Origin of the sequence: Streptomyces lanatus (genome assembly GCF_014655715.1) — a bacterium.
Lineage (GTDB): Bacteria > Actinomycetota > Actinomycetes > Streptomycetales > Streptomycetaceae > Streptomyces > Streptomyces lanatus.
In genome coordinates, this window is the sequence record NZ_BNBM01000002.1 from 70,642 (window position 1) to 95,366 (window position 24,725).

At 71.1% G+C, this 24,725-nt stretch carries 21 protein-coding genes; 13 read left to right on the forward strand and 8 right to left on the reverse strand.

Features of this window, described 5'->3' with window-relative positions; genetic code table 11:
* Window positions 1–240 precede the first annotated feature (240 nt).
* A complete protein-coding gene (locus tag IE325_RS05600) occupies window positions 241–1,056 on the forward strand; it encodes a serine hydrolase domain-containing protein (RefSeq protein ID WP_190068591.1) in 816 nt (271 codons plus the stop codon).
* Here the strand turns inward: IE325_RS05600 and IE325_RS05605 are convergent.
* Window positions 1,028–3,274: an MMPL family transporter gene (locus IE325_RS05605; RefSeq protein ID WP_190068592.1), complete on the reverse strand. Its 2,247-nt coding sequence runs from the start codon at window positions 3,272–3,274 to the stop codon at window positions 1,028–1,030. The genes IE325_RS05600 and IE325_RS05605 overlap by 29 nt on opposite strands.
* 84 nt (window positions 3,275–3,358) lie before the next feature.
* Window positions 3,359–4,012, reverse strand: coding sequence for a pirin family protein (locus tag IE325_RS05610; RefSeq protein WP_190069193.1), 654 nt, complete (start codon window positions 4,010–4,012; stop codon window positions 3,359–3,361).
* Window positions 4,013–4,196: 184 nt separating this feature from the next.
* Between IE325_RS05610 and fasR the strand changes: the two genes are divergently transcribed.
* From fasR to fabF, 5 genes are all read left to right on the forward strand, one after another.
* The gene (fasR, locus tag IE325_RS05615) at window positions 4,197–5,402 is read left to right on the forward strand and encodes a fatty acid biosynthesis transcriptional regulator FasR (protein WP_190068593.1); all 1,206 of its coding nucleotides are present in this window, start codon (window positions 4,197–4,199) and stop codon (window positions 5,400–5,402) included.
* Window positions 5,403–5,491: 89 nt separating this feature from the next.
* Window positions 5,492–6,403, forward strand: a complete 912-nt coding sequence (locus IE325_RS05620) for an ACP S-malonyltransferase (protein ID WP_190069194.1) — start codon at window positions 5,492–5,494, stop codon at window positions 6,401–6,403.
* A gap of 15 nt (window positions 6,404–6,418) precedes the next feature.
* Entirely contained in the window at window positions 6,419–7,417 is a 999-nt protein-coding gene (locus tag IE325_RS05625) for a ketoacyl-ACP synthase III (RefSeq protein WP_190068594.1), read from the forward strand.
* Between the two features lie 103 nt (window positions 7,418–7,520).
* Window positions 7,521–7,769 carry an acyl carrier protein gene (locus tag IE325_RS05630; RefSeq protein WP_004001566.1) on the forward strand — a complete coding sequence of 83 codons (249 nt, stop codon included), beginning with the start codon at window positions 7,521–7,523 and terminating at the stop codon, window positions 7,767–7,769.
* A gap of 85 nt (window positions 7,770–7,854) precedes the next feature.
* On the forward strand, window positions 7,855–9,126 hold the full coding sequence (gene fabF / locus IE325_RS05635; RefSeq protein ID WP_190068595.1) for a beta-ketoacyl-ACP synthase II: 1,272 nt from the start codon (window positions 7,855–7,857) through the stop codon (window positions 9,124–9,126).
* Window positions 9,127–9,192: 66 nt separating this feature from the next.
* Here the strand turns inward: fabF and IE325_RS05640 are convergent, their stop codons facing one another.
* Window positions 9,193–9,687 (reverse strand): DUF3145 domain-containing protein, encoded by a 495-nt coding sequence (locus tag IE325_RS05640; RefSeq protein WP_190068596.1) that lies wholly within the window; start codon window positions 9,685–9,687, stop codon window positions 9,193–9,195.
* Window positions 9,688–9,941: 254 nt separating this feature from the next.
* Between IE325_RS05640 and IE325_RS05645 the strand changes: the two genes are divergently transcribed.
* Window positions 9,942–10,817, forward strand: coding sequence for an SGNH/GDSL hydrolase family protein (locus IE325_RS05645; protein ID WP_190068597.1), 876 nt, complete (start codon window positions 9,942–9,944; stop codon window positions 10,815–10,817).
* 10 nt (window positions 10,818–10,827) lie between these two features.
* Window positions 10,828–11,811: an aldose epimerase family protein gene (locus IE325_RS05650; RefSeq protein WP_190068598.1), complete on the forward strand. Its 984-nt coding sequence runs from the start codon at window positions 10,828–10,830 to the stop codon at window positions 11,809–11,811.
* A gap of 79 nt (window positions 11,812–11,890) precedes the next feature.
* Here the strand turns inward: IE325_RS05650 and IE325_RS05655 are convergent, their stop codons facing one another.
* Complete coding sequence (locus tag IE325_RS05655; RefSeq protein WP_190068599.1) at window positions 11,891–14,326, reverse strand: beta-glucosidase family protein; 2,436 nt, start codon at window positions 14,324–14,326, stop codon at window positions 11,891–11,893.
* A gap of 102 nt (window positions 14,327–14,428) precedes the next feature.
* On the opposite strand from IE325_RS05655, the gene IE325_RS05660 reads away from it, so the two are divergent.
* From IE325_RS05660 to IE325_RS05670, 3 genes are all read left to right on the forward strand, one after another.
* Window positions 14,429–15,019, forward strand: coding sequence for a TetR/AcrR family transcriptional regulator (locus IE325_RS05660; RefSeq protein ID WP_190068600.1), 591 nt, complete (start codon window positions 14,429–14,431; stop codon window positions 15,017–15,019).
* 197 nt (window positions 15,020–15,216) lie between these two features.
* Window positions 15,217–16,131 (forward strand): LysR family transcriptional regulator, encoded by a 915-nt coding sequence (locus tag IE325_RS05665; protein WP_190069195.1) that lies wholly within the window; start codon window positions 15,217–15,219, stop codon window positions 16,129–16,131.
* Between the two features lie 74 nt (window positions 16,132–16,205).
* Window positions 16,206–17,459: a pyroglutamyl-peptidase I gene (locus tag IE325_RS05670; RefSeq protein ID WP_190068601.1), complete on the forward strand. Its 1,254-nt coding sequence runs from the start codon at window positions 16,206–16,208 to the stop codon at window positions 17,457–17,459.
* Here IE325_RS05670 and IE325_RS05675 read toward each other — a convergent pair.
* On the reverse strand, window positions 17,449–18,246 hold the full coding sequence (locus tag IE325_RS05675) for an EI24 domain-containing protein (protein WP_190068602.1): 798 nt from the start codon (window positions 18,244–18,246) through the stop codon (window positions 17,449–17,451). The genes IE325_RS05670 and IE325_RS05675 overlap by 11 nt on opposite strands.
* Before the next feature lie 70 nt (window positions 18,247–18,316).
* Entirely contained in the window at window positions 18,317–19,180 is an 864-nt protein-coding gene (locus IE325_RS05680) for a hypothetical protein (RefSeq protein ID WP_190068603.1), read from the reverse strand.
* Window positions 19,181–19,351: 171 nt separating this feature from the next.
* Between IE325_RS05680 and IE325_RS05685 the strand changes: the two genes are divergently transcribed.
* Window positions 19,352–21,913: a M14 family zinc carboxypeptidase gene (locus IE325_RS05685; RefSeq protein WP_190068604.1), complete on the forward strand. Its 2,562-nt coding sequence runs from the start codon at window positions 19,352–19,354 to the stop codon at window positions 21,911–21,913.
* Between the two features lie 9 nt (window positions 21,914–21,922).
* The gene (locus tag IE325_RS05690; protein ID WP_190068605.1) at window positions 21,923–23,074 is read left to right on the forward strand and encodes a serine hydrolase domain-containing protein; all 1,152 of its coding nucleotides are present in this window, start codon (window positions 21,923–21,925) and stop codon (window positions 23,072–23,074) included.
* A gap of 74 nt (window positions 23,075–23,148) precedes the next feature.
* On the opposite strand, the gene IE325_RS05695 is transcribed toward IE325_RS05690, so the two are convergent.
* Together IE325_RS05695 and IE325_RS05700 are read right to left on the reverse strand one after the other, a co-directional pair.
* Window positions 23,149–23,568, reverse strand: coding sequence for an organic hydroperoxide resistance protein (locus tag IE325_RS05695; RefSeq protein ID WP_190068606.1), 420 nt, complete (start codon window positions 23,566–23,568; stop codon window positions 23,149–23,151).
* Window positions 23,569–23,665: 97 nt separating this feature from the next.
* Window positions 23,666–24,664 (reverse strand): NADP-dependent oxidoreductase, encoded by a 999-nt coding sequence (locus IE325_RS05700; protein WP_190068607.1) that lies wholly within the window; start codon window positions 24,662–24,664, stop codon window positions 23,666–23,668.
* Between the last annotated feature and the right edge of the window lie 61 nt (window positions 24,665–24,725).

Sequence of the window (24,725 nt, forward strand, 5' to 3'; positions counted from 1 at the left end):
ACGTCTTGCCGTCGAGCGACTGCTGCGCCGTCGTGGCTGGTCGCGCAGTTCCCCGCGCCCCTTGGGGGGTTGCCGAACCGCTCGTTGAGTGTCACCGGGCTCCACACGGGCTGGCCGGATACGTCGTCGGCGTCGCCACCGATCCGCAGGCGCGCCGCCGGGGGTACGGGCGCGCATGCTTCGTCCACAAGCCGGACCCCACGATGATCCTGAAGCTCAGAGCGGCTTAGGCTCACAGGTATGTCCTTGCAGAGCCTCACGTTGATCGAGAACTGGCCCGTCCCCACCGCCGCCGCAGGTGTCGTGCGGGCGGATGGAACCGTGCTCGGCACCCACGGGCCGATCGGGCACCGCTTTCCCCTCGCCTCCGTCACCAAGCCGCTGGCGGCCTACGCAGTGCTCGTCGCGTACGAGGAGGGGGCGATCGAGCTCGACGAGCCGGCCGGGCCGGAGGGGTCGACCGTGCGGCATCTGCTGGCGCACACCTCGGGGCTGGCCTTTGACGAGCATCGGGTGATGGCGCCGGCCGGGGAGCGGCGGCTGTACTCCAATGCCGGGTTCGAGCAGCTCGGGGATCATGTGGCGAAGGCGACCGACATTCCGTTCGGGGAGTATCTGCGGCAGGCGGTGCTGGAGCCGTTGGGTATGACGGGTACGTCGTTGGAGGGTTCGCCGGCGAAGGACGGGGTGTCGACCGTCGAGGATCTGCTGCGGTTCGCGGCGGAGGTGCAGGCGCCCCGGCTGCTGGACCCGCGTACGGTCGCGGAGGCTATGACCGTGCAGTACCCGGGGACCAAGGGTGTGCTGCCGGGGTACGGGCATCAGAACCCCAACGACTGGGGGCTCGGCTTCGAGATCCGGGACGGCAAGGCGCCGCACTGGACGGGGTCGGCGTCCTCGCCGCGCGCCTTCGGGCACTTCGGGCAGTCGGGGACCTTCCTGTGGATCGACCCGGACGCCGGGGCGGCCTGCGTGGCGCTGACCGATCGCGCCTTCGGGCCGTGGGCGGTCGAGGTGTGGCCGGCGTTCACGGACGCGGTGCTCGCCCAGCTGTAGCCGGCCCCGTCCCCTCGGTGTCGATGTGGGGCAGGATCCGGTCCATCCACCTGGGCGTCCACCAGGCGTGTTTGCCCAGCAGCGTCATCACGGCGGGCACCATGAGCAGGCGTACGACGGTCGCGTCGATGAGGACGCTCACGGCGAGGCCCAGGCCCAGCATCTTGACCACGATGTTGTCGCTGATGATGAACGCCGCGAAGACGCTCACCATGATCAGCGCCGCGCAGGTGATCACACGCGCGGTGATCTCCAGGGCATGGGCCACCGAGTCCTTCGCGTCCCCGGTGCGCAGCCACGCCTCGTGCACCCGGGACAGCAGGAAGATCTCGTAGTCCATGCTCAGGCCGAAGATGATGGCGAACATCATCATCGGCACATAGCTCTCGATGGGCACCTTGCCGTGGACGCCGAGAGCCGGACCGCCCCAGCCCCACTGGAAGACGGCGACCACGACGCCGTACGAGGCCGTGATCGACAGGACGTTGAGGACGGCCGCCTTCACGGCCACCAGCAGGCCGCGGAAGACCGCGAGGACGATCAGGAAGGCGAGGCCGACGACCACGGCGATGATCAGGGGCAGGCGTTCCGCGACGATGTCGCGGAAGTCGACCTGAGCGGCCGTGGTCCCGGTGACATAGCCCTTGGCGTCGGTGCCGGAGGCGGCGTCGGGGAGGGTGTGGTCGTAGAGCCGGTTCGTGAGGTCGGTGGTGTCCTTGTTCTGCGGGGACACCGACGAGTAGACGGTGCCGACCAGCACGTCGCCGTCCTGGGTCGGCTGCAGCGGGCTGACGAAGGACGTCCCGGACTCGTCGTTCAGGGCCGTCTGGGTCTTCGAGGCCAGGTCGGAGCGCTGCGACTGCGGTACGTTCGTCTGGTCGACGACGATGGTCAGCGGTCCGTTGGAGCCCGCGCCGAACGCGTCCGTCATCAGGTCGAAGGCCCGCCGGTCCGTGAAGGACGTGGGATCGGCGCCGTCGCCGATGTGGCCGAGCTGGATCGAGAAGACCGGGATGGCCAGCACCGCGACGGTGACGACGCCGGCGGACAGATACCGCAGCGGATGGCGCTCGACGCGCTTGGCGTACCGGTGCCAGGTGCCCTGCGAGGTGTCGCCCCCGGCCTCGGCCTCGGTCTCCGCGATGGGCTTGCGCACATGCCAGCGGTCGATGTTGCGGCCGATCAGCCCCAGCAGGGCCGGCACCAGGGTCAGCGCGCCGAGGACGGCGGAGACGACCGTGACGGCCGCGGCGACGCCGAGTTTGCCGATGAAGCTCACCCCGGACACCCACAGGCCCATCAGGGCGACGATCACCGTGGTGCCGGAGACCAGCACCGCGCGCCCCGACGTGGACGCGGCGTGACCGGCGGCGCGCACCGGGTCGGCGCCGTCCATGATGCCCTGCCGGTGCCGGGTGATCAGGAACAGCGCGTAGTCGATGCCGACGCCGAGGCCGATCATCGTGGCCAGGGTCGGTGACACCGTGGCGAAGGTGAACGCGACGGCCAGCAGCCCGAGGCAGGCCAGTCCGCCGACCACCGCGATGAGCGCGGTGACCAGTGGCAGTACCGCGGCGATCAGACTGCCGAAGCCGATCAGCAGGACCACGATGGCCACGCCGAAGCCGATCGCCTCGCTGATCCGGTCGTTGCCGGCGGGCCGCTCCAGCTCGCCGAGCGAACCGCCGTACTCGACCTGGACACCGGCGTTCCTGAGCTGCTCCACGGCGTTGTCGACGCCGTTCAGATAGCTGTCTCCGAGGAGCGAGGGCTGCTCGTCGAAGCGGATGGTGATGTAGCCGGTCCGCCCGTCCGAGGACAGCGGCCCGACCTTGGAGGAGGTGGCGTCCAGCGGATTCTGCACGGACAGCACATGCGGCAGTTTCTGCAGGTCGGAGACGGCGCCCGACATCTGCGAGCCGAACGAGGTCAGGGGCTTCTCCGCGTCGTGCATGACGATCTGACTGCTGTAGCCACCCGCCTGCGGATCATGCTCCTTGAGGACGTCGAGCCCCTTCTCGGACTGCACGTCGGACAGGGCGAAGTTGTCCGAGTACTCGCCACCGTGGATGTGATTGAGAGCCTGGAGCACGCCGAGCGCCACGACCCAGGCGACGATCACGATCACGAAGTGGTGGGCACACCACTCACCGAGCCGTCGCAGTCCCCCACTTTTCGGGGCCTCGCCCCGTCCCCCTTCGGCCTTGCGTCTCGCCATGGACTCGGCCCTTCTCCGCCGGGCGGGCGTCCGACACCTCCATTGGACGTCGCACGAACCACTCCGGCATCTCGGGCCCCACCGCTACCCGGCCATCTCCCACATCAGCAGCTCCGCCCCGCTCAACCCGACCGCCTCCACATCCTTGGCGTCGGTGATGCGCGCCGCGTCCCCCGGCCCCAACTCCTCGCCCTCCAGCCGCACTTCACCCCGCACGACATGCACATACAGATACGCCCCGTCCGGCACCGCGGTCCGCTCCCCCGCCGCCAGCCGCCGCACATGGAGCATCGCGCCCGCCTCCGGAACGGCGTACGGCGTGGAGTCGGCGATGCCATGGACGATCTCGTACGCCGGGTCCCCGCCCGGCGTCAGCGGGGCCAGCCAGGTCTGGATGAAGGTCAGGGGCGTCCCGGCGTCGTTGCGCTCCACATGCCGCACGCCACCCGCCGAACTCAGCCGCTGCACATCTCCGGGCCCGACCCGCGTCTCATGCCCCGTCGAGTCCCGGTGGGTCAGCTCCCCCTCGACGACCCAGGTCACGATCTCGGTGTGGCTGTGCGGATGCTCGTCGAACCCGGCGCCGGGCGCGAGCCGCTCCTCGTTGCAGGCGATCATCGCGCCGAACCGAAGGTTGTCGGGGTCGTAGTGCGGGCCGAAGGAGAAGGCGTGCCGCGACTCGATGCCCGACCCCGGCTCCCCTCCCGGATAGCGCTCCGCGGCGCGCCGTACGTCCATCACAGGCACCAAGGTAGCCCGTGCCGACCAGCCCACACCGACGCCGGGCAGGGGCCCACCAACAGTCACTGTCCCGACGACACCGACGCGCCCCCGGAGGCGACCGACCCAGAAATCCGGCACTACACAGCCAACCGAACCCCGACAACGCACCCACCGGTCCCGATAAGGCAGTCTTGTCCCCGTGCCCGAACCCGAAGCCAGTAAGTCCCCCGCCGCCGCGCACGACGTCCACCCCCACTCCGCGACCCTGAGGCGGCTGGAGAAGTCCTCCGGTTCGCTCGCCGCTCAGGCCATCGCGCGGATGGACGAGACACTGCCGTGGTACCGGGCGATGCCACCGGAGAACCGTTCCTGGATCGGTCTCGTCGCGCAGGCCGGTATCGCCGCCTTCACCGAGTGGTTCCGGCATCCCGACGCGCCGCAGGCCATCTCCACCGATGTCTTCGGAACAGCCCCGCGCGAGCTGACCCGTGCCATCACCCTCCGTCAGACCGTGGAGATGGTGCGTACGACCATCGAGGTCATGGAGTCGGCGATCGACGAGGTCGCGGCTCCCGGCGACGAGAGCGTGCTGCGCGAGGCCCTCCTCGTCTACGCCCGCGAGATCGCCTTCGCCACCGCCCAGGTGTACGCCCAGGCCGCGGAGGCACGCGGTGCCTGGGACGCGCGGCTGGAGTCGCTCGTGGTGAACGCCGTGCTCAGCGGCGAGGCCGACGAGGGAGCCGTATCGAGGGCGGCCGCACTCGGCTGGAACTCCCCCGAGCATGTCTGCGTGGTCCTCGGCACCGCCCCCGACGGCGACAGCGAGCTCACCGTCGAGGCCATCCGACGGGCCGCCCGGCACGCGAAGCTGCAAGTCCTCACCGGCGTCCTCGGCGACCGGCTCGTCGTCATCGCCGGCGGCAGCGACAACCCGCTCGCCGTCGCCAAGTCCCTGATCGGGCCGTATGCCGCCGGGCCGGTCGTCGCGGGGCCCGTCGTACCGGATCTGCTCGCGGCCACCCGGTCCGCGCAGGCCGCGGCCGCCGGTCTGAAGGCGTGTTCCGCCTGGCAGGACGCCCCGCGCCCGGTCCTCGCCGACGATCTGCTGCCGGAACGCGCCATCGCCGGGGATCCCAGTGCGCGCGAGCAGTTGGTGGAGGAGATCTACAGACCGCTTGAGGAGGCCGGGTCGGCGCTCCTGGAGACGCTGTCCGTGTATCTCGAGCAGGCGAGCAGTCTGGAGGGCGCGGCGCGGATGCTGTTCGTGCATCCCAACACCGTGCGCTACCGGCTTCGACGTGTGACTGACGTCACCGGCTGGTCGCCGTCCGATGTACGCTCCGCGTTCACTTTGCGGATCGCGCTGATCCTGGGGCGTCTGGCCGACGGCGATCTTCAGCTCTAGGCTTTTGTCGGGGTCCCACAAAACCCCCTCGTGTTCTTCGTCCTTGTCCCCACGGGCGGCTGTGGCCGTCCCCAAGAGAGAGTGTGAGAGTGCTCGTACTCGTCGCTCCCGGCCAGGGCGCCCAGACGCCCGGCTTCCTGACCCCTTGGCTCGAACTGCCCGGTGCCGCCGACCGCCTCGGTGCCTGGTCGGACGCCATCGGCCTGGACCTCGCCCACTACGGGACGCAGGCCGACGCCGACGCCATCCGGGACACCTCCGTGGCGCAGCCGCTGCTGGTCGCGGCCGGCATCCTGTCCGCCGCGGCACTGGGTGACATCACGCCCGGTGCCGTAGCCGGCCACAGCGTCGGTGAGATCACCGCGGCCGCCTACGCGGGCGTCCTCGACGACACCGCCGCGCTGACCCTCGTACGCAAGCGGGGCCTGGCGATGGCCGAGGCCGCCGCGATCACCGAGACCGGCATGTCGGCGCTGCTCGGCGGCGACCCCGAGGTCAGCGTCGCGCATCTGGAGAAGCTGGGGCTGACCCCGGCGAACATGAACGGCGCCGGGCAGATCGTGGCCGCGGGCACCATGGAGCAGCTCGCCGCGCTGAACGAGGACAAGCCCGAGGGTGTGCGCAAGGTCGTCGCGCTGAAGGTCGCCGGCGCCTTCCACACGCATCACATGGGTCCCGCCGTCGACGCGCTGGCCGAGGCCGCCAAGGAGCTCGTCCCCGCCGACCCGAAGGTCACCTACGTCTCCAACAAGGACGGCAAGGCGGTCGCCGGCGGCGTCGAGGTGCTGGAGCGCCTCGTCGGGCAGGTCGCCAACCCGGTCCGCTGGGACCTGTGCATGGAGACCTTCAAGGAGCTCGGCGTGACGGCCCTGATCGAGGCGTGCCCGGGTGGCACGCTGACCGGTCTGGCCAAGCGCGCGCTGCCGGGTGTGAAGACCCTGGCGCTGAAGACCCCCGACGACCTCGACGCTGCTCGCGAGCTCATCGCAGAGCACGCCTGACAAGGAGCCCGGAGCATGGCGAAGCTGAAGCCCAGCAAGGGCGCCCCGTATGCGCGCATCCTCGGTGTGGGCGGTTACCGCCCGACCCGTGTGGTGCCCAACGAGGTGATCCTGGAGAAGATCGACTCGTCCGACGAGTGGATCCGTTCGCGCTCCGGCATCGAGACGCGGCACTGGGCGAACGCCGAGGAGACCGTCGCCGCGATGTCGATCGAGGCGTCCGGCAAGGCGATCGCCGACGCCGGGATCTCCGCCGAGCAGATCGGCGGCGTGATCGTCTCGACCGTCTCGCACTTCAAGCAGACCCCGGCCGTCGCGACGGAGATCGCCGACAAGCTCGGCACCAACAAGGCGGCCGCCTTCGACATCTCGGCCGGCTGCGCGGGCTTCGGCTACGGCCTGACGCTGGCCAAGGGCATGATCGTCGAGGGCTCCGCGGAGTACGTCCTCGTCATCGGCGTCGAGCGGCTGTCCGACCTGACCGACCTGGAGGACCGTGCCACGGCCTTCCTGTTCGGTGACGGCGCGGGCGCGGTCGTGGTCGGCCCCTCTCAGGAGCCGCGCATCGGCCCGACGGTGTGGGGTTCCGAGGGCGACAAGTCCGAGACGATCAAGCAGACCTTGGCGTGGAACGAGTACGACAGCTCCACGGACAAGTTCCCCGCGATCACCCAGGAGGGCCAGGCGGTCTTCCGCTGGGCCGTGTTCGAGATGGCGAAGGTCGCCCAGCAGGCGCTGGACGCGGCCGGAATCACCCCGGACGAACTGGACGTCTTCATCCCGCACCAGGCCAACGAGCGGATCATCGACTCGATGGTGAAGACTCTCAAGCTGCCGGAGCATGTCAAGGTCGCCCGCGATGTGCGCACCACCGGCAACACCTCGGCCGCCTCGATCCCGCTCGCGATGGAGCGGCTCCTGGCGACCGGCGAGGCGAAGAGCGGCGACACCGCACTGGTCATCGGATTCGGGGCGGGTCTCGTCTACGCCGCCACGGTCGTTACTCTCCCCTAGGCACTCCGTGCCGGATCATGCGGTCCGGGACGGAGAAACGCACCACCTGCCGCTCACGCGGTGGACGCCAAACCCTCTGAGATATCTACGAAGGAGCGCCAAGATGGCCGCCACTCAGGAAGAGATCGTCGCCGGTCTCGCCGACATCGTGAACGAGATCGCCGGCATCCCGGTTGAGGACGTCCAGCTGGACAAGTCCTTCACCGACGACCTGGACGTCGACTCGCTGTCCATGGTCGAGGTCGTCGTCGCCGCCGAAGAGCGCTTCGACGTCAAGATCCCCGACGAGGACGTCAAGAACCTCAAGACCGTCGGCGACGCGACCGACTACATCCTGAAGCACCAGGGCTGATCACCGATCAGACCGCTGGGCTGACTGCCCCGCCACCCGGCGGTGGCGCCGCTGAATCCTCGTATCCGTTGGAGAAAGAATTCCCGTGAGCTCGACCAATCGCACCGTGGTCGTCACCGGTATCGGCGCAACCACACCGCTGGGTGGCGACGCAGCCTCTACCTGGGAGGGCCTGGTCGCCGGACGTTCCGGCGTCAAGCCCCTGGAGCAGGACTGGGCCGCCGATCAGGCGGTCCGTATCGCCGCGCCGATCGCCGTGGAGCCGACCGAGGTCATCCCCCGGCCGCAGGCCCGCCGACTGGACCGCTCGGCGCAGTTCGCGCTGATCGCGGCCAAGGAGGCCTGGGCCGACGCCGGTTTCGAGGCCAAGGCCGGTGAGGACCCGAAGGTCGACCCCGACCGTCTGGGTGCCGTCATCGCCTCCGGCATCGGTGGCGTGACGACGCTGCTCGACCAGTACGACGTGCTGAAGGAGAAGGGCGTCCGCCGCGTCTCCCCGCACACCGTGCCCATGCTGATGCCGAACAGCCCGTCGGCCAACGTGGGCCTGCTCGTGGGCGCCCGTGCGGGCGTGCACACGCCGGTCTCCGCGTGCGCCTCGGGTGCCGAGGCCATCGGCTACGCCATCGAGATGATCCGCACCGGCCGCGCCGACGTCGTCGTCGCGGGTGGCACGGAGGCGGCGATCCACCCGCTGCCGATCGCCGCGTTCGGCAACATGATGGCGATGTCCAAGAACAACGACGACCCGCAGGGCGCGTCGCGTCCCTACGACGTCGCGCGTGACGGCTTCGTCCTCGGTGAGGGCGCCGGTGTGGTCGTCCTGGAGTCCGCCGAGCACGCCGCGAAGCGCGGGGCGCGGGTGTACGCCGAGGCGGTCGGGCAGGGCATCTCCGCCGACGCCCACGACATCGTGCAGCCGGAGCCCGAGGGCCGCGGCATCTCGCACGCGCTGCAGAACCTGCTGGACCGCAACGACCTGGACCCGGCGGAGATCGTGCACGTCAACGCGCACGCCACGTCGACGCCGGCCGGTGACATCGCCGAGCTGAAGGCGCTGCGCAAGGTGTTCGGCGACGACGCCGACCACTTCGCGGTGTCCGCGACCAAGTCGATGACCGGTCATCTGCTCGGTGGCGCCGGTGGCGTGGAGACGGTCGCGACCGTCCTCGCGCTGTACCACCGGGTCGCCCCGCCGACCATCAACGTCGAGAACCTCGACCCGGAGGCCGAGGCCAACGCCGACGTCGTCCGCGGTGAGGCCCGGAAGCTGCCCGTCGAGGGCCGTATCGCCGCGCTGAACGACTCGTTCGGGTTCGGCGGGCACAACGTGGTGCTGGCGTTCCGGACGGTCTGAGCGACCTCTGTACGTATGTGAAGGGCCCCCACCTTTCGAGGTGGGGGCCCTTCACTTGTCCAGGTCTCAGACCACTTGGTGCAGCCAGCGCACCGGCGCTCCCTCACCGGCGTACCGGAACGGCTCCAACTCGTCGTCCCACGGCTTGCCGAGGAGCTTGGCGATCTCGGCCTCCAGGTCGGTCTCGTCGCGCTGCGAGCGGGCCAGGGCGGCGCGCAGACGGTCCTCAGGGATGAGGATGTCGCCGTGGATTCCGGTCACCGCGTGGAAGATGCCCAGGTCGGGGGTGCAGCTGTAGCGCTCGCCCTCGGCGGTGGGGCAGGGCTCGGCCGTGACCTCGAAGCGCAGCAGCTGCCAGCCGCGCAGGGCGGAGGCCAGCTTGGAGGCGGTGCCCGCCTCGGCCTGCCAGGAGAACTCCGAGCGCCAGGTGCCGGGCGCGGCGGGCTGCCGGATCCAGTCGAGGTTGACGCGTGTGCCGAGCACCCCTGCCACGGCCCACTCGACGTGCGGGCACAGCGCGCGCGGCGCGGAGTGCACGTACAGAACTCCACGTGTCGTCACCGGTACCTCCGGGCAGAGCGGACATCTTGCGAACTGGCGGACGATCGTGGCCGGGCGGCCACGTTGATGGCGAGGCTACCGTGCGGCGGCGCAAGGAGTGTGACGTACCGTCCGTCCCGGTGCCGCCAAACGCCTGCCATTCACCCGGCAGGACGCTTGTACGGGTGTGAGCCGTTGCATGAGTCGGGCGGGAACCCTCATCCGTTGTTATGGGTTGGAAATCATGACAGCGTCGAACGAGGGGATGGCCGGGCATGCGGAAGTCGCGGCACGTCGTGCTCGCCGCCCTGACTGCGGCGGTTGTCGGTGTCGCCGGCTGTGACGCGGTGGGCGGTGACGAGTCGGCCCCGACGCAGTCGCGCGGCGCGCGGCCGTCGCCGAAGCCGACGCCGACCTGGGACCGCAGCCCGGCGTCCGTCGCGGCGGTCGGTGACTCCATCACCCGGGGTTTCGACGCCTGCTCGGTCCTGTCGGACTGCCCCGAGGTGTCCTGGGCGACCGGAAGCAGCGCCGAGGTCGACAGTCTGGCGGTGCGTCTGCTGGGGAAGGCGAAGGCGGCGGGGAACAGTTGGAACTACGCGGTGACGGGGGCCCGGATGGCGGACGTGCCGGGTCAGATGGCCCAGGCGGCGACCCGCAGGCCGGAGTTGGTGGCGGTGATGGCGGGCGCCAATGACGCCTGTCGTGAGACGCCCGAGGCGATGACCCCGGTGGCCGACTTCCGCGCGCAGTTCGAGGACGCCATGAGCACGCTGCGCGAGTCCCTGCCGAAGACGCAGGTGTTCGTGGCGAGCGTGCCGAATCTGAAGCGGCTGTGGGAGCAGGGCAAGGACAATCCGCTGGGCAAGCAGGTGTGGAAGCTGGGGATCTGCCCGTCGATGCTGAGCGACCCCGACTCCCTGACCACGCTGGCCAACCAGCGGCGCGACACGGTGCAGGAGCGTGTCGAGGCGTACAACAAGGTGCTGGAAGATGTCTGCGCGAAGGACCGCCGGTGTCGTTTCGACGACGGCGCGGTGTACGACTTCCGTTTCGGCGCCGAGCAGCTGAGCCGTTGGGACTGGTTCCATCCGAGTGTCGACGGTCAGGCACGGCTGGCCGAGATCGCCTACCGGACCGTGACGAACTAGTGTTCCGCTCATGAGCGAACACTTCGGCACACTTTCCGACGGCACCGAGGTCCGGCGCTGGACCCTGGAGCGTGCGGGCGTACGGGTACGGGTGCTGTCGTACGGCGGGATCGTGCAGTCGCTGGAGGTGCCGGACCGGGACGGGCATCCGGCGGACGTGGTGCTGGGGTTCGCCGATCTGGAGGGCTATCTGACCCACCCGGGGCCGTATCTGGGCGCCCTCATCGGCCGCTACGCCAACCGGATCGCGGGCGGCCGCTTCCCGCTGGACGGTCTGACGTACGCGCTGGAGCCCAACAACGCGCCCAACTCCCTGCACGGCGGAGCGCACGGCTTCGACAAGCGGGTGTGGGAGGTGACGCCGGTCGAGCACGGGGTGCGTCTGAGCCGGGTCAGCCCGCATGGCGAGGAGGGCTTCCCCGGGACGCTGGAGGTCTCGGCGACGTACACCCTGTCGTCCGAGGGCGCGCTGCGGATCGCGTACGAGGCGGTGACGGACGCACCGACGGTGGTGAATCTGACGAACCACAGCTACTTCGATCTGGCCGGTGCGAGAGCCGGTTCCGGTGACGCGGGCGGGCATGAACTGCGGCTGGCGGCCTCCCGGTTCACCCCGGTCGACGCGGACCTCATCCCGACCGGCACCCTGGACGATGTCGCGGGCACGCGCTTCGACTTCCGTCAGTCGCGCAAGGTCGGCACCGGGTACGACCACAACTTCGTGCTGGACAAGGGCGTGACGGCGAGCCCCGAGCAGGTCGCCGAGCTGTACGCCCCGTCGACCGGCCGTGCGCTGACGGTGGCGACCACCGAGCCCGGCCTCCAGCTCTACACCGCCGACCATCTGACCGAGCCCTTCGCCCCCGGCGACGGCATCGCGCTGGAGACCCAGCACTTCCCCGACTCCCCGAACCGGCCGGACTTCCCGGGGACGGTGCTGCGGCCGGGCGAGGTGTTCCGCTCGGAGACGGTGTACGGCTTCTCCGCGCGCTGAGGGCCCCGAGGCGAACGCACGAGCCCCGGTCCAGGTGTCAGGGCCTGAACCGGGGCTGTTCCTGGGTACTTCTCCCGCGTCAGACGTTAATCGTCGCCGTCACCCGACGGTCCGCGATCGAGCGCCCCACCTGGATCTCGTACGAACCCTTCACAAAGGTCCACGAATTGGCCGTCTCGTCCCACACCTCGAAGGCCCGGCGCGGCAGCTCGATCACGGCCTCGCCCCGCTCCCCCGGCCCCGCCTCGACGCCCGCGAACCCGGCGAGCCAGCGTGCCGGACGGTCGGTGTCCGGCTCGCTCGGCGCGACGTAGATCTGCACGACCTCACGCCCCGCGCGCTCGCCGGAGTTGCGGACGCGGACGGTGACGGTCGTGCCCCGGACCTCGGCGGACTCGTAGGTCCAGTCGGTGTAGCCGAGGCCGTGTCCGAAGGGGTACGAGGGGATGGCGCGCTCCTTCTCCCAGGCGCGGTAGCCGATGAAGACGCCCTCGGTGTACGGGAGTCGGCCGTCCGACGGCACGACCTCGGTGACCGGGGCGGCGGTGAGGGAGCCCCAGGTGGTGGGGAGCCGCCCGCCCGGCTCATGGGCGCCTGTGAGGACGTCGGCCAGGGCCGCGCCGCCCTCCTGTCCGGGGAACCAGCTGAGCAGCACGGCGGCTACGTCCTCGCGCCAGGGCAGTTCCACCGGGGAGCCGGAGTTGACGACCACGACGGTGTGGGGGTTGGCGGCGGCGACGGCCCGGACCAGCTCGTCCTGGCGGCCGGGCAACCCGAGGTCGGTGCGGTCGTAGCCCTCGGACTCGACGCGGTCGGTGGTGGCGACCACGACGACGGCCGTGTCGGCGGCCCGGGCGGCCTCGACGGCCTCGGCGATCAGCTCGTCGGGGTCGCGCTGCGGCTCCTGGTGGGCGAGGGTGAACCCGACGACCTTCATGGGCGCGTCCTCGGGGAACTCGACGACATGGGTGAGGGAGACCTCGACCGGTTCACCGGCGGTGAGTTCGGGCTGGGCGCGTGGGACGGGGGCGCCGAAGAAGGTGATGAAGGGGTCGTCCTTGGCGGGCCGCTGGACGTCGTCGTAGTACGCCGTCCCGTCGATGACGAGGGTGAAGGCGCCGATGCCCTTGATGCCGAAGGTGTGCGGGCCGGTGGCGCGCGGGGTGAAGGTACCGGTCAGTTCGACGGTGTGCAGGGTGTCGTGGGTGACGCCGTCGGGGAGGTCGGCGCCCATCCACTGGATCTGTCCGTTGGGGGCGGACCCGGTGCCGATGACCTGGCCGTCCTTGTCCCGGCACACGGCTCGCAGCTCGAAGCCCTTGTCGGCGACGGCGAGTTCGGTGTTCGGGTCGGCTCCGACTGCGTAGGTGAGGGTGCCCTCGGGGAGGGCGGCGGTGAGGCCGTCGAGCGGGGAGACGACCCGGGCCGGGAAGACCGTCGCCGAGCCCCCGCCGAGGACGCGGGCGTCGCGGGCGGCGGCGCCGATGAGGGCGACCGTGCCGTTCGGCCTGAGGGGGAGGGCGCCCTGGTTGCGGACCAGGACGAAGGAGCGGCGGGCGATCTCGCGGGCGAGTTCCGTGCCGTCGATCTGCTCGGGGGGCTCGGCGACGACCGGTTCGGCGCCGTCCAGGATGCCGACGCGGGCGGCGAGCCGCAGGACGTTGCGCACGGCGTCGTCGACCTTGCCCTCGGCGGCCTTCCCGTCCCGCACGGCCCGGGCGAGGGCGTCGCCGTAGACGGTCCGGGGGCCGGGCATGGCGACGTCGAGGCCGCCCTCGATGGCGGCGACGGTGTCGCGGGCGGCCATCCAGTCGGAGACGTTGTAGCCGTCGAAGCCCCACTCGCCGCGCAGGACCTCGTTGACGAGGTGGTGGTGCTCGGTCATCGTCGTGCCGTTGACCGTGTTGTAGGCGGTCATGATGCCCCAGGGGTGGGCGTTCTCGACGATGATCTCGAAGGGCGCCAGATAAAGCTCGCGCAGGGCGCGTGCGGAGACGACGTTGTCGACGGTGAAGCGGTCGGTCTCGGCGTCGTTGGCGACGAAGTGCTTGACGGTGGTGCCGACGCCGCCGGACTGCACACCACTGACATACCCGGCGCCGATCACGCCCGTCAGATACGGGTCCTCGCTGTACGCCTCGAAGTGCCGCCCGCCGAGCGGTGAGCGATGCAGGTTGACGGTCGGGGCGAGCAGCACATGGACGCCCTTGCGGCGGGCCTCCTGGGCGAGGAGGGTGCCGGCGCGGCGGGCGAGACCCGGGTCCCAGGCGGCGGCGAGGGCGGTGGGCGAGGGCAGCGCGACGGAGGGGTCGTCCGCGGTCCAGCGCACACCCCGGACGCCGATCGGGCCGTCGGACATCACGAGCGACTTCAGGCCGATCTCGGGGAGCGCGGGCAGGGTCCACATGTCCTGGCCGGCGAGCAGTCGCGCCTTCGCGTCGAGGTCGAGCCGGGCGAGGGCCGCCTCGACGACCGCCTCGCGTGCTTCATCGGCCTGGGTGCGGGTTCCCGCCATCGCGGCGCCTCCTCGTTGAGTCCGGGCAGTGCCTCCATCCTGCATCGGTCACCTGTAGATCGGTAGGTTTCGTTATCTTGCTGTTATTTTCCGGGTACGTCGATGTCGTACGGTGACGCCATGAACGCGAGGGTCAGGAGCGAGGAGCGCCGCGCCGAGATCGTGCGGGCGGCCCTGGAGGTGATCGCCGAGCGCGGTTACCGGGGGGCGAGTCTGGGCGCGGTCGCCGAGCGGGTCGGGCTCACCCAGCAGGGGCTGCTGCACTACTTCCCGACCAAGGACGCGCTGCTCGTCGCCGTGCTCCAGGAGCGGGACCAGTGGGACGCGGTGCCCAACACCCGGTGGCGCATGGACCTGCTGGCCTCACTGGTCGAGTACAACGCGATGCGCCCCGGCATCATCCAGACCTTCTCGGCCCTGCTCGGCGAGAGCGTGACGGAGGGGCATCCGGCGCGCGCCTACTTCACCGACCGTTACGTCCAGGTCCGCGCGAACATGGCGGAGATGCTGCGCGCCGAGTACGGCGACCACCTCCCGAACGGCCTCACCCCGGAACGCACGGCCCCCCTGCTGGTCGCCGTGATGGACGGCCTCCAGTACCAGTGGCTCCTGGACCCGGAGTCGGTGGACATGCCGGGCGCGTTCCGGGACTTCCTCACGCTGCTGGGCGAGAACCGGGAAGACGCGGGCTGACCACGGCGACGACCTCCACCTCCACGCGGGCCTCCGGCCGGAACAGCTTCGGCACCTCGACGTCCGCGAGGCCCGCGCCGTGCGCGGGGAGAAGCGCGGCGATCAAACCAGCCCGTCCGGCGTTTGAGGACGAGGCCGTTCAGGCCGAAAGGGGGTCTGGGGGCTCTGCCCCCAGGGCGGCGGCACCAACGTCAGGGCTGGCAGTCCACGGTGCCAGGTGCCCCGGCCGAGCGAGCGGCAGCCCTTGGCAGGGCTCGTTCACCGGTGCCGCCCGGGCCCTCGGGTGGACGCAGTCGGCGGTGTCCCGTCAGATCGCCACGCTGGAGGGGGCGTTGGGCGGTGCGCCGCTGTTCGACCGGATGCCGCGCGGGGTGCGGCTGACCGAGGCCGGGCGGGTGCTCGTGCCGTATGCCGAGGCGGTGGCGGAGTCGTTGCACGGGGCCGTGCGGGAGCTGGCCGCGCTGCGGGAGGTGGCCGGAGGGCGGCTGCGGTTCGGGGCGTTCGCCACGGCGGACGCGGCGCTCGTACCGCTCGCCCTCGGCGCCTTCCGCGCCCGGCACCCAGGGGTCCTGGTCAGCCGCGAGGAGGGCTTCACCCCGGGCCTCCTGGACCGGCTCGGCGCGGGGCATCTCGATCTGGCGGTGGTCTCGACGACGGGCAGTGCGCCCTTGGAAACGTTCGAACTCCACCACCTCCTCGACGAGTGTCTGTACGTCGCCGTCCCCGCCGGCCATCCGCTGGCCGGAAACGGCCCCGTCCGGCTCGGCCGGCTGGCCGACGCCGACTGGATCTCCGGCAGCTCCCGACCCGAGGGCACCCTCCTGGACGCGGCCCTGCGGCAGGGGTTCAGCCCGCGGGTGGCGCATGTCGTCGGTGAGTGGACCGCCAAGCAGGGGTACGTCGCCGCCGGCCTCGGGGTGACCCTGGTCCCGGCGCTGGCCGCGACCTCCGTACGACCGGACGTCACGCTGCTGCCGGTACGGGACGAAGGCGCCCCGGCGCGGGCGGTGTACGCGGCGACGGCGCGGGGGCGGTCGCTGACGCCGACCGTGGAGGCGTTCGTGGGAGCCCTGCGGGAGGCGGCGGCGAAGATTCCCCGCACCATGGCGTAGACCACTCCCGCCACGCGATACTTCCGGCGTCCCACACCACGCACCCCCACCGTGACGGAAGGACCGGAATCGCCTTGAATTCCCTACGTGTTCGGATCGGCGTCCTCGGCCTCGCCCTGCTGGCCGGGCTCTCGGCCCCGACGGCGGGAGCCTCCGCCGCGCCCGGTACGGCGGTCGCGCCGACCGTCGAGGAGCAGCGGCTCGACAAGGCGGTGCCGCAGGAGATCCTGCGCCGCTCCGGATTCGACGCGGCGGCGCAGGAGTTCACCCGTGACCTTCGCGCCGCTCACTCCTACGCACAGGCCCGTCGTGTCGTCGTACGCGAAGGGTCGGCGCTGTGGCGGAGGGCGGTCGACCGGGCGCAGGGGCGGGGGCCGGTCGGGGGTGATCTGAGCCGGGACGACGACCGGCCGCTGTACTGGGCGCGGTTGTCGATGACACGGGAGGTGCGGGGCTGGGAGTCAGGGTTCGGCTTGAGTGACGCGCAACGATCGGATCTGCTGGGTGAGTTGGAGCGTGCCTCACGTGGGCAGGCGGACATCCGCTACCGACACGGGGGCCGGCGGGTCCTCGTCACCGGGTTCGATCCCTTCACCCTCGACCGTGACATCCGTATCTCCAACCCGTCCGGGGCCACCGCGCTCGCTCTCGACGGGACGGTGATCGAGACGGCGGACGGGCCGGCGCGGGTGGAGACCGCCGTGTTCCCGGTGCGGTGGCAGGACTTCGCCGACGGGACGGTGGAGCGGACGCTGCGGCCGTATCTGAAGCAGGTCGACCTGTTCACGACCGTGAGCCAGGGGCGGGTCGGGCGGTTCGACGTCGAGCGGACCAACGGGGCCTGGCGGGGCGGCTTCCCGGACAACGACAACGTCTCCCGCACCGAGACCGTGCCGGTCTCCGATCCGGCCTCGCAGCCGCAGTGGACGACCACGACACTGCCGTACGCGGCGATCGTCGCCGCGAACACCGGGCGGTTCCCCGTGTACGACAACACCAGCGTGACCGAGATCCCGGCGGGCGGGACGCAGGCCGTCGTGCGGCCGGACGGGCCCACGCCGGGTTCGACCGCGCGGGCCGGGGGCGGTGGGGACTATCTGTCCAACGAGATCGCCTACCGGGCCACGCTGCTGCGGGACCGGCTCGGCCTGCACGACACCCTGCCGGGCGGGCATGTGCACACGCCGGTGCTGCAGTTCGGGGCGGGGAACACGGATCCGGCGACGGGGGCGGTGACGGATCCGGAGTTCGTGCGGAACCGGCTGGACATCATCGCCCAGGTACGGACGATCCTGAAGGTGGCGGCGGAGAGCCCGGTCACCAGCTGACGTGCTCGCCCTCGGGCACGGGCGCCGCGGCCTCCTCCACCGTCTCCTCCCCCATCAGCTCCCGAGCCATCAGCGTCGCCCCCGCCACCGCCCCCGGCATCAGGAACACCGCCACGAACGGCACCAGGAAGGCTGCGGCGAGGGGGGTGCCGAAGCCCCAGACGAGGGTCTTGCGGGAGCGGAGGCGGGTGAGGCGGTCGCGGAGTTCCACGCGGCGGCGCTGGAGGGCCACGGCCGTGAGTTCCTCGGTGAGGAAGAAGCCGGTGACGACGACGCCGATGACCGGTACGACCGTCTGGCCGACGACCGGGATGAAGCCGAGGGCGAAGAGCAGGACGCCCCAGAGGGCGGCGCGCAGCACCACGCGCAGGCTGTCCCGGCCCGAGATCAGCAGTTCGCGCCAGAGCGCGAGGCCGGACCCGGGTGCCGTGCCGTCGGGGGACACGTCGCGGTCGACCTTCTCGGAGAGGCTCTCGTAGAAGGGCTGGCCGATCAGAAGGGTGACCGCGGTGAAGGTGACCACGGACAGAAGGAGGCCGAGGGCGAAGAGGACGGCGGTGAGGAAGCCGCGGAACAGGCCCTGCCACGGGCTCGACCAGTCGTCGGCGAACGGCGTCGACCAGGACACGAAGTCCTCGCCCCAGAGCGCGAGGGCCACCAGTGCCGCGGCGTAGAGCACCAGGGTGATCAGACCCGGGATCAGGCCGAAACCGTACTGCTTGCCGTGCCGGGCCACCCATCGCTGGCCCTTGAGGAGATACCTGAAACCGGTCCCGAGATCGCGCATGGACCGAACTCTAGTCGGGGCTTGTCACACCGCAGTCACAGCCGCTTCGGGGCGCCGTCACCGCGACCGCTCACACGGGTGTGACGGCCACCGTCACCCCGGGTTCGGCGGCCGGGCTCACCGCCGCCGAGACCCGTACCGCCACCTCCCGTGCAACATGGCCCGCGCGTGACGCCCCGGCGAGCAGCATCGGCTGGAGGCGTTCCAGGCCCGTGACGAGGAGTTCCTCGCCGGCGATGAGCACCGGGCGGGCCGCCTTGGCCGTCGCCGCCGCCGCTTCGGCGAGGTCGGCGAGGGGCGGGAGGGTGGCGCGTACGGCGTTCGCCCCGGCGGTGGCCGCCCGTTCGGCCAGGGCGACCTGGAGCGGCATCAGGGGTGCGAGCGCGGCCGTCAGCGCGTCGGCGATACGGCGGAGTTCGGGGGACTGCTCGCGCAGGACCTCCGCGGTGGTGCGCAGAAGGGGGGTCAGGGCGAGCAGTGCGCCCGCGGCCACGCCCGCCGTCGCCGGGAGCAGGGGCGAGGTCGCCTCGACGAGTTCGCCGAGCGCCGCCGCGAACTCCTCGACGGCCGGCTCCACCGCGTCCAGCACCGGCAGCAGGCTGTCGCCGAGGGCGGCCAGCAGCGCCTGGGCGGGTTCGCTCACGGGGTGGACGGCGAGGGGTGCCCCGCTGGTGCCGAGGCGGGTGAGAGTCTCGACGATGCGGTAGAAGGCCTCCTGGGCCTCGGGGGTGGCGCTGGCCTCGGCGAGTTCGGCGGTGGTCTGCCGCAGCACGCGCAGGACCTCGGCGCCCGATCCGTCCCTGGGGTCGAAGGTGTTGAGCGCGATCCGGGTGATGTTCCCCGCCGTGTCGAGGAGTTGGCCGGTGATGTCGGTGGTGCTGCGTGCCATGCGGAGTACGTCGTCCCTGGTCGGGAGCGTGGGGATCGGTGCCATGGGACTCTCCTCGCGTCCTGCCGCCGCCGGTGCCGCTCACAGGATGCCCTCTGCGGACGGCCCGGCAGGGGCCGTACGGGACATCCGTGGCGGCAACTCCCTCTTGTTGCCGTTGAGTCGAACGGGTACACCTCGCCGTACCGATCTTTGGACGTTCCGGAGGAGGTACACGTGCGCAACACGAGAACCGTTCCTGCGAGACCCGTTCTGTTCACCGCCCTGGCCGTCACCGCGGCGGGCTCCCTGCTGCTCGGCCCGAACACCGCCGTGGCGAAGCCCGAACCGCCGGTCCACCGCGAGGCCGCGGCCGACGGGACCGCCGCCGCGCGCACACCCGCGAGCACGGCCCGGCGCGCCCTCGCCGCGACCGGCGCACCCCTCGCCGACGACAGCCGCGGCTACCCGCGCCGGCAGGTCCTCACCCCGGACCCGGAGAACCCGGCCGACAAGTCCATCAAGCTCGGCCTCACCCCGTACCACGGCATCGCGCCGAAGCTGAACGCCCTGCAAGCCCTGGGCGACCGGGTGAGCGTCGAGGTCACGGGCCGGTCGGCCGGCGGGCACCGGCTGTATCTCGTCACCGTGACCGCGCCGGAGAACGCGCGCCAGGCCCGTGCCCAGGCGCGGATGCGGGAGCTGATCGAGAAGGCGCCCGCCGTCGCCGCCAAGTCCCCCGAGATCAAGCGGGCCTACAAGGCGCCGGTGTTCGTCAACAACAACATCCACGGTGACGAGTGGGAGGGCACCGACGCCTCCCTGAAGCTGATCGAGCGGCTCGCGAGGGCCGGGGACGGCCGCACGCGTGACCTTCTCGCCCACAGCCGCCTCTACTTCAACATCACCGCCAACCCGGACGGCCGTATCGCCGGGACCCGCGCCAACGCGGGCGGCTTCGACATGAACCGGGACTTCGTCACCGCCTCGCAGCCCGAGGTGCGGGCGATGCGGCAGATCATGGTCGACAAGCAGCCCGCCGTGATGCTCGATCTGCACGGCTATGTCAACGGCACCCTCATCGAGCCCACCACTCCCCCGCACGGCGAGAACTACGAATACGACCTGTTCCTGAAGAACACCTACGCCAACGCCCTCGGCATGGAGGCCGCCGTCAACGGCCTCGGCTACACACCCGCCAAGGACGGCGTCGAGTCCGCGCAGATCCCGTTCCGGGACCAGGAGGAGGGCTGGGACGACTGGCCGCCGATCTTCACCCCGCAGTACGCGGCCTTCCACGGCACCGTCGCCGCGCACACGGTGGAGATCCCGCTGGAGGTGAACGGCTCCGTCTACGACACCCTCCCCGTCGCCGAACTGCGCCGCCGCTCCGCCATCAACGTCGATGTCGCCGGGGCCGCCCTGCGCGCCACCCTCGACTTCGTCCAGGCCCGGCGCACCTCGCTGGTCGCCGACCAGATCGAGGTCTTCCGGCGGGGCGCGGCCGGCGCGGCACAGGTGCCGGTGTCCGCGGAGACCGTCCCGGGCGTCCCCGGCATCGGCCCCGAGGACGTCTACACCACGACCTTCCCCCGCGCCTACGTCATCCCGGCCGGGCCCGGCGCCCAGCGCTCGGCACCCGCCGCCGCCCGCCTCGTCGACCATCTCCTCGCCAATGACGTCCGCGTCACCCGCGCGCTCCACTCCTTCCGGCTGGGCGGACGGACGTATGCGAAGGGCTCGTACGTCGTCGACATGCGGCAGGCCAAGCGCGGCCTGGCGAATGTGCTGCTCGCCGACGGGCGGGACATCAGTGGCAAGGTATCGGTGATGTACGACATCTCGGGCTGGAGTCTGGGGCGGCTGTGGGGCGCCACGGTCGAGCCGGTGACGCGCGGGAGCCTGCTCGGCGCCCCGCTGTGGCCGGTGTCGGGCGCGGCGCGGGTCGGGTATGTCGCCCCGCGCGGCGATCTGCGGCTGCGTCTCGACGACCCGCGTGAGATCGCGGCGCTCAACTCCCTGCTGCGGCAGGGGGTTCCGGTGCGCCGGGCCGCCGACGGGAGCGCGATCGTGCCGGGGTCGGCGCGCGCGAGGGCGGAGCGCGCGGCGAAGACGTACGACGTCGCCTTCGACGCGACGAGGGCCAAGGGCACGGTGCCGCTGCACCGCACCCGGGTCGCCGCCGCCGTCACACCGGGTGAGCTGCTGGCGCTGAGGGAAATGGACTTCGAGGTGACGCCGGTCTCGACGGCGGTGCTGAACGCCGGGTTCGACTGGTCGTCGGTGGATGTGCTGTTCGTGTCGGCGGGGCTGGAGTACGAGGAACTGGACGCCGGGGCCCGTACGGCGCTCGACGGTTTCCTGGACCGGCACGGGCTCGTCGGGCGGGGTGCCACGGGTGCCGCGCTGAACTCGGCGGCGGGGCTGCTGGCCGTGAAGCCGGTCGAGGGCAACGGGGACGCCAACGGCGTGGTGCGGGTGGTGAACGCGGGCGGCGCCCTGATGAGCGGCGCCCCCTCGCACGGCTTCGTCTACGCACCCGTGTGGTTCACCGACCTCGGTCCCGGCGTCCGGGTCGAGCAGGCGTACGCGGCCGGGAACCCGCTGCTCTCCGGGCACTGGCGGCCGGCGCCGGACGGCTCCGGCGGGCCCGGGGACGCGGCGGGGCGGGCCGCGGTGGTCAGTGGCCCGCGGGCGGTGCTGTTCGGCACCGAGCCCCTGTTCCGGGATCATCCCAAGGGAGAATTCGCCCAGGTGGGACGGTCGTTGTTCGGCATGGCCCAGGCCAGTGGCAGATGAGGAGAGCGGATGACGCAAGGGATCCACGGCACCGTCGCGGACGGCTTCGAGCCGGTGCGCGAGGACTTCGCCGCGTTCGTGGCGGGTGAACTCCCCGACTACGAAGGACAGTTGTGCGCCTACGTGCACGGCCGCAAGGTCGTCGACCTGTGGGCCGGTGAGGGCTGTGAGGCCAGCTCCCTCTACGGCGTGTTCTCCTCCACCAAGGGCGCCGCGTTCATGGTGGCCGCGCTGCTCGTGCAGGAGGGCACGCTGGAGCCGGACCGGAAGGTGACGTACTACTGGCCGGAGTTCGGGGCCGAGGGCAAGGCCGGGCTGACCGTGCGTGATCTGTTCACGCACCGGGCCGGGCTGGTCGGCCTGGACGCCGGGTTCACCGGGGCCGAGCTGGCCGACGACCGCGCGATCGCCGAGCGGCTCGCCGACCAGCGGCCGTTCTGGCGGCCGGGCACGGCCTTCGGGTACCACGCGTTCGTCATCGGCGCGCTCGTCGGCGAGGTCGTACGCCGGGCCACCGGCCGCACGCTCCAGGAGGTGTACGAGGAGCGGATCCGGGCGCCGTACGGCCTGGACTTCCACCTCGGGCTCCCCGAGGAGCTGGAGCCGCGCTACCGCTCCGTACAGCCGATGCTGCCGACACCGGAGCAGCAGGCGGAGCTGGACGCGACACCGACGGGGCCGCACACCCTCGCGTCGATCGCCTTCAACACGCATGTGCCGGGGGCGGGCGAGCTCGCGGACTACCCCAACTCCCGTGCCGTGCGCGCGAACGGGCCCGCCTCGGCGGGCGGGGTGGCCTCCGCGCGAGGGCTGGCCGGGATGTACGCGGCGGCGATCAGCGAGGTGGGCGAGCGTCCGCCGCTGCTGAAGCCCGACACCATCGCCGAGGTGGGTCAGATCCACTCCACCGGGTACGACCTGGTGGCCCGGTTCCACAAGTCGTTCGGCCTGGGCTTCCAGGCGATCGCCGACTATGTGTATCCGTATCTGGGCGCGGGCTCCTTCGGCCACAGCGGCGCGGGCGGCTCCCAGGCCTTCGCGGATCCCCGCTGCGGTCTGGCCTACGGCTACACCCGGCGCCGTATCGCCTATCCGGGCGGAGCGGGGCCGGAGAACGAGCGGTTCGTCAGGACGGTGCACCGGGCGGCGCTGGCCGCCTGAGACCGCGGATCCGCAGGACGGAGGCCGCACCCCACGTCCAGGGGTGCGGCCTCCGTGCTGTGCAACGAGCGGTGTCAGACCAGCGTCACGCTGATGTTGCCGCGCGTCGCCTTCGAGTACGGGCAGACCTGGTGGGCCTTCTCAAGCAGGTCCCGGGCCGTTGCCGCGTCGACGTTCGGGATGGCCGCCGAGATCTCGACGATGATCCCGAAGCCGTCCTCGTTCTTGCCGATGCCGACCTTCGCGGTGACGGTCGAGCCGGTGATGTCGGCCTTCTCCTGGCGGGCGACGACGCCGAGGGCGCCCTGGAAGCAGGCGCTGTAGCCGGCCGCGAACAGCTGCTCCGGGTTGGTGCCGGCGCCGCTGCCGCCCATCTCCTTGGGCGGGTTCACCACGACGTCGAGCTTGCCGTCGTCGGTGGCGACCCGGCCGTCGCGGCCGTTCTCCGCGGTCGCGACGGCGGTGTACAGAACCTCGGTCTGCTGGATGGACATGCGGTGTCTTCTCCTCCTCGGTCCGCCGTGACTCGCGCCCACGATCGACGACGGTTTCGGAAAGAAGTTACCGCATGCCGGAAATCCAGTGAAGGCGTCAGAGCTTGACGATCATCTTTCCGGTGTTGTCGCCACGGAGAACCCCGAGGAACGCCTCCAGGTTGTTCTCGATGCCCTCGACGACGGTCTCGCGGTACTTCAGCTGCCCGGAGGCGACCCAGGGGCCGACCTCGGAGACGAACTGCTGCTGGAGGTCGTAGTGGTCGCCGACCAGGATGCCCTCGACGCGGAGCCGGTTCTGGAGGATCTTGACCATGTTGCGCGGGCCGGGGGTCGGCTCGGTCGAGTTGTACTGGGAGATCATGCCGCAGACCACGGCCCGGCCCTTGAGGTTGAGGGCGCCGATCGCGGCCTCCAGGTGCTCACCGCCGACATTGTCGAAGTAGACGTCGATGCCGTCCGGGGCGGCCTCCGTGAGCTGCTCCCAGACCGGGCCGTTCTTGTAGTTGAAGGCGGCGTCGAAGCCGTACTCCTCGACCAGCAGCTTGACCTTCTCGTCGGAGCCGGCCGACCCGATGACCCGGGACGCACCCTTGAGCTTGGCGATCTGCCCGACCTGGCCGCCTACCGCACCCGCGGCGCCGGACACGAAGACCGCGTCGCCCTCCTTGAAGGAGCCGACCCGCAGCAGACCGGCGTAGGCGGTGAGGCCGGTCATGCCGAGGACGCCGAGGTACGTGGAGAGGGGCGCGGCCTGGGCGTCGACCTTGACGGCGGTCTTCGCGTCCACCGCGGCGTACTCGCGCCAGCCGAAGAAGTGCAGGACGTGGTCGCCGACCTCGATGCCCTCGGCGTTGGAGGCGATGACCTCGCCGACGGCGCCGCCCTGCATGACCTTGCCGAGCTCGAAGGGGGCGGCGTAGGACTTGGCCGCCGACATGCGTCCGCGCATGTACGGGTCCACGGAGAGGTACTTGTTCCGTACGAGCACCTGGCCCTCACCCGGCGTCGGCACCTCGGTCTCGACGAGGGCGAAGTCGTCGGCCTTGGGCCAGCCGACGGGACGGGAGAGGAGGTGCCATTCGCGGTTGCTCATGGGGGGTGCCTTTCACAATTTACTTCAGCATCTGAAACAACCATGCTCCTGAATATTTCAG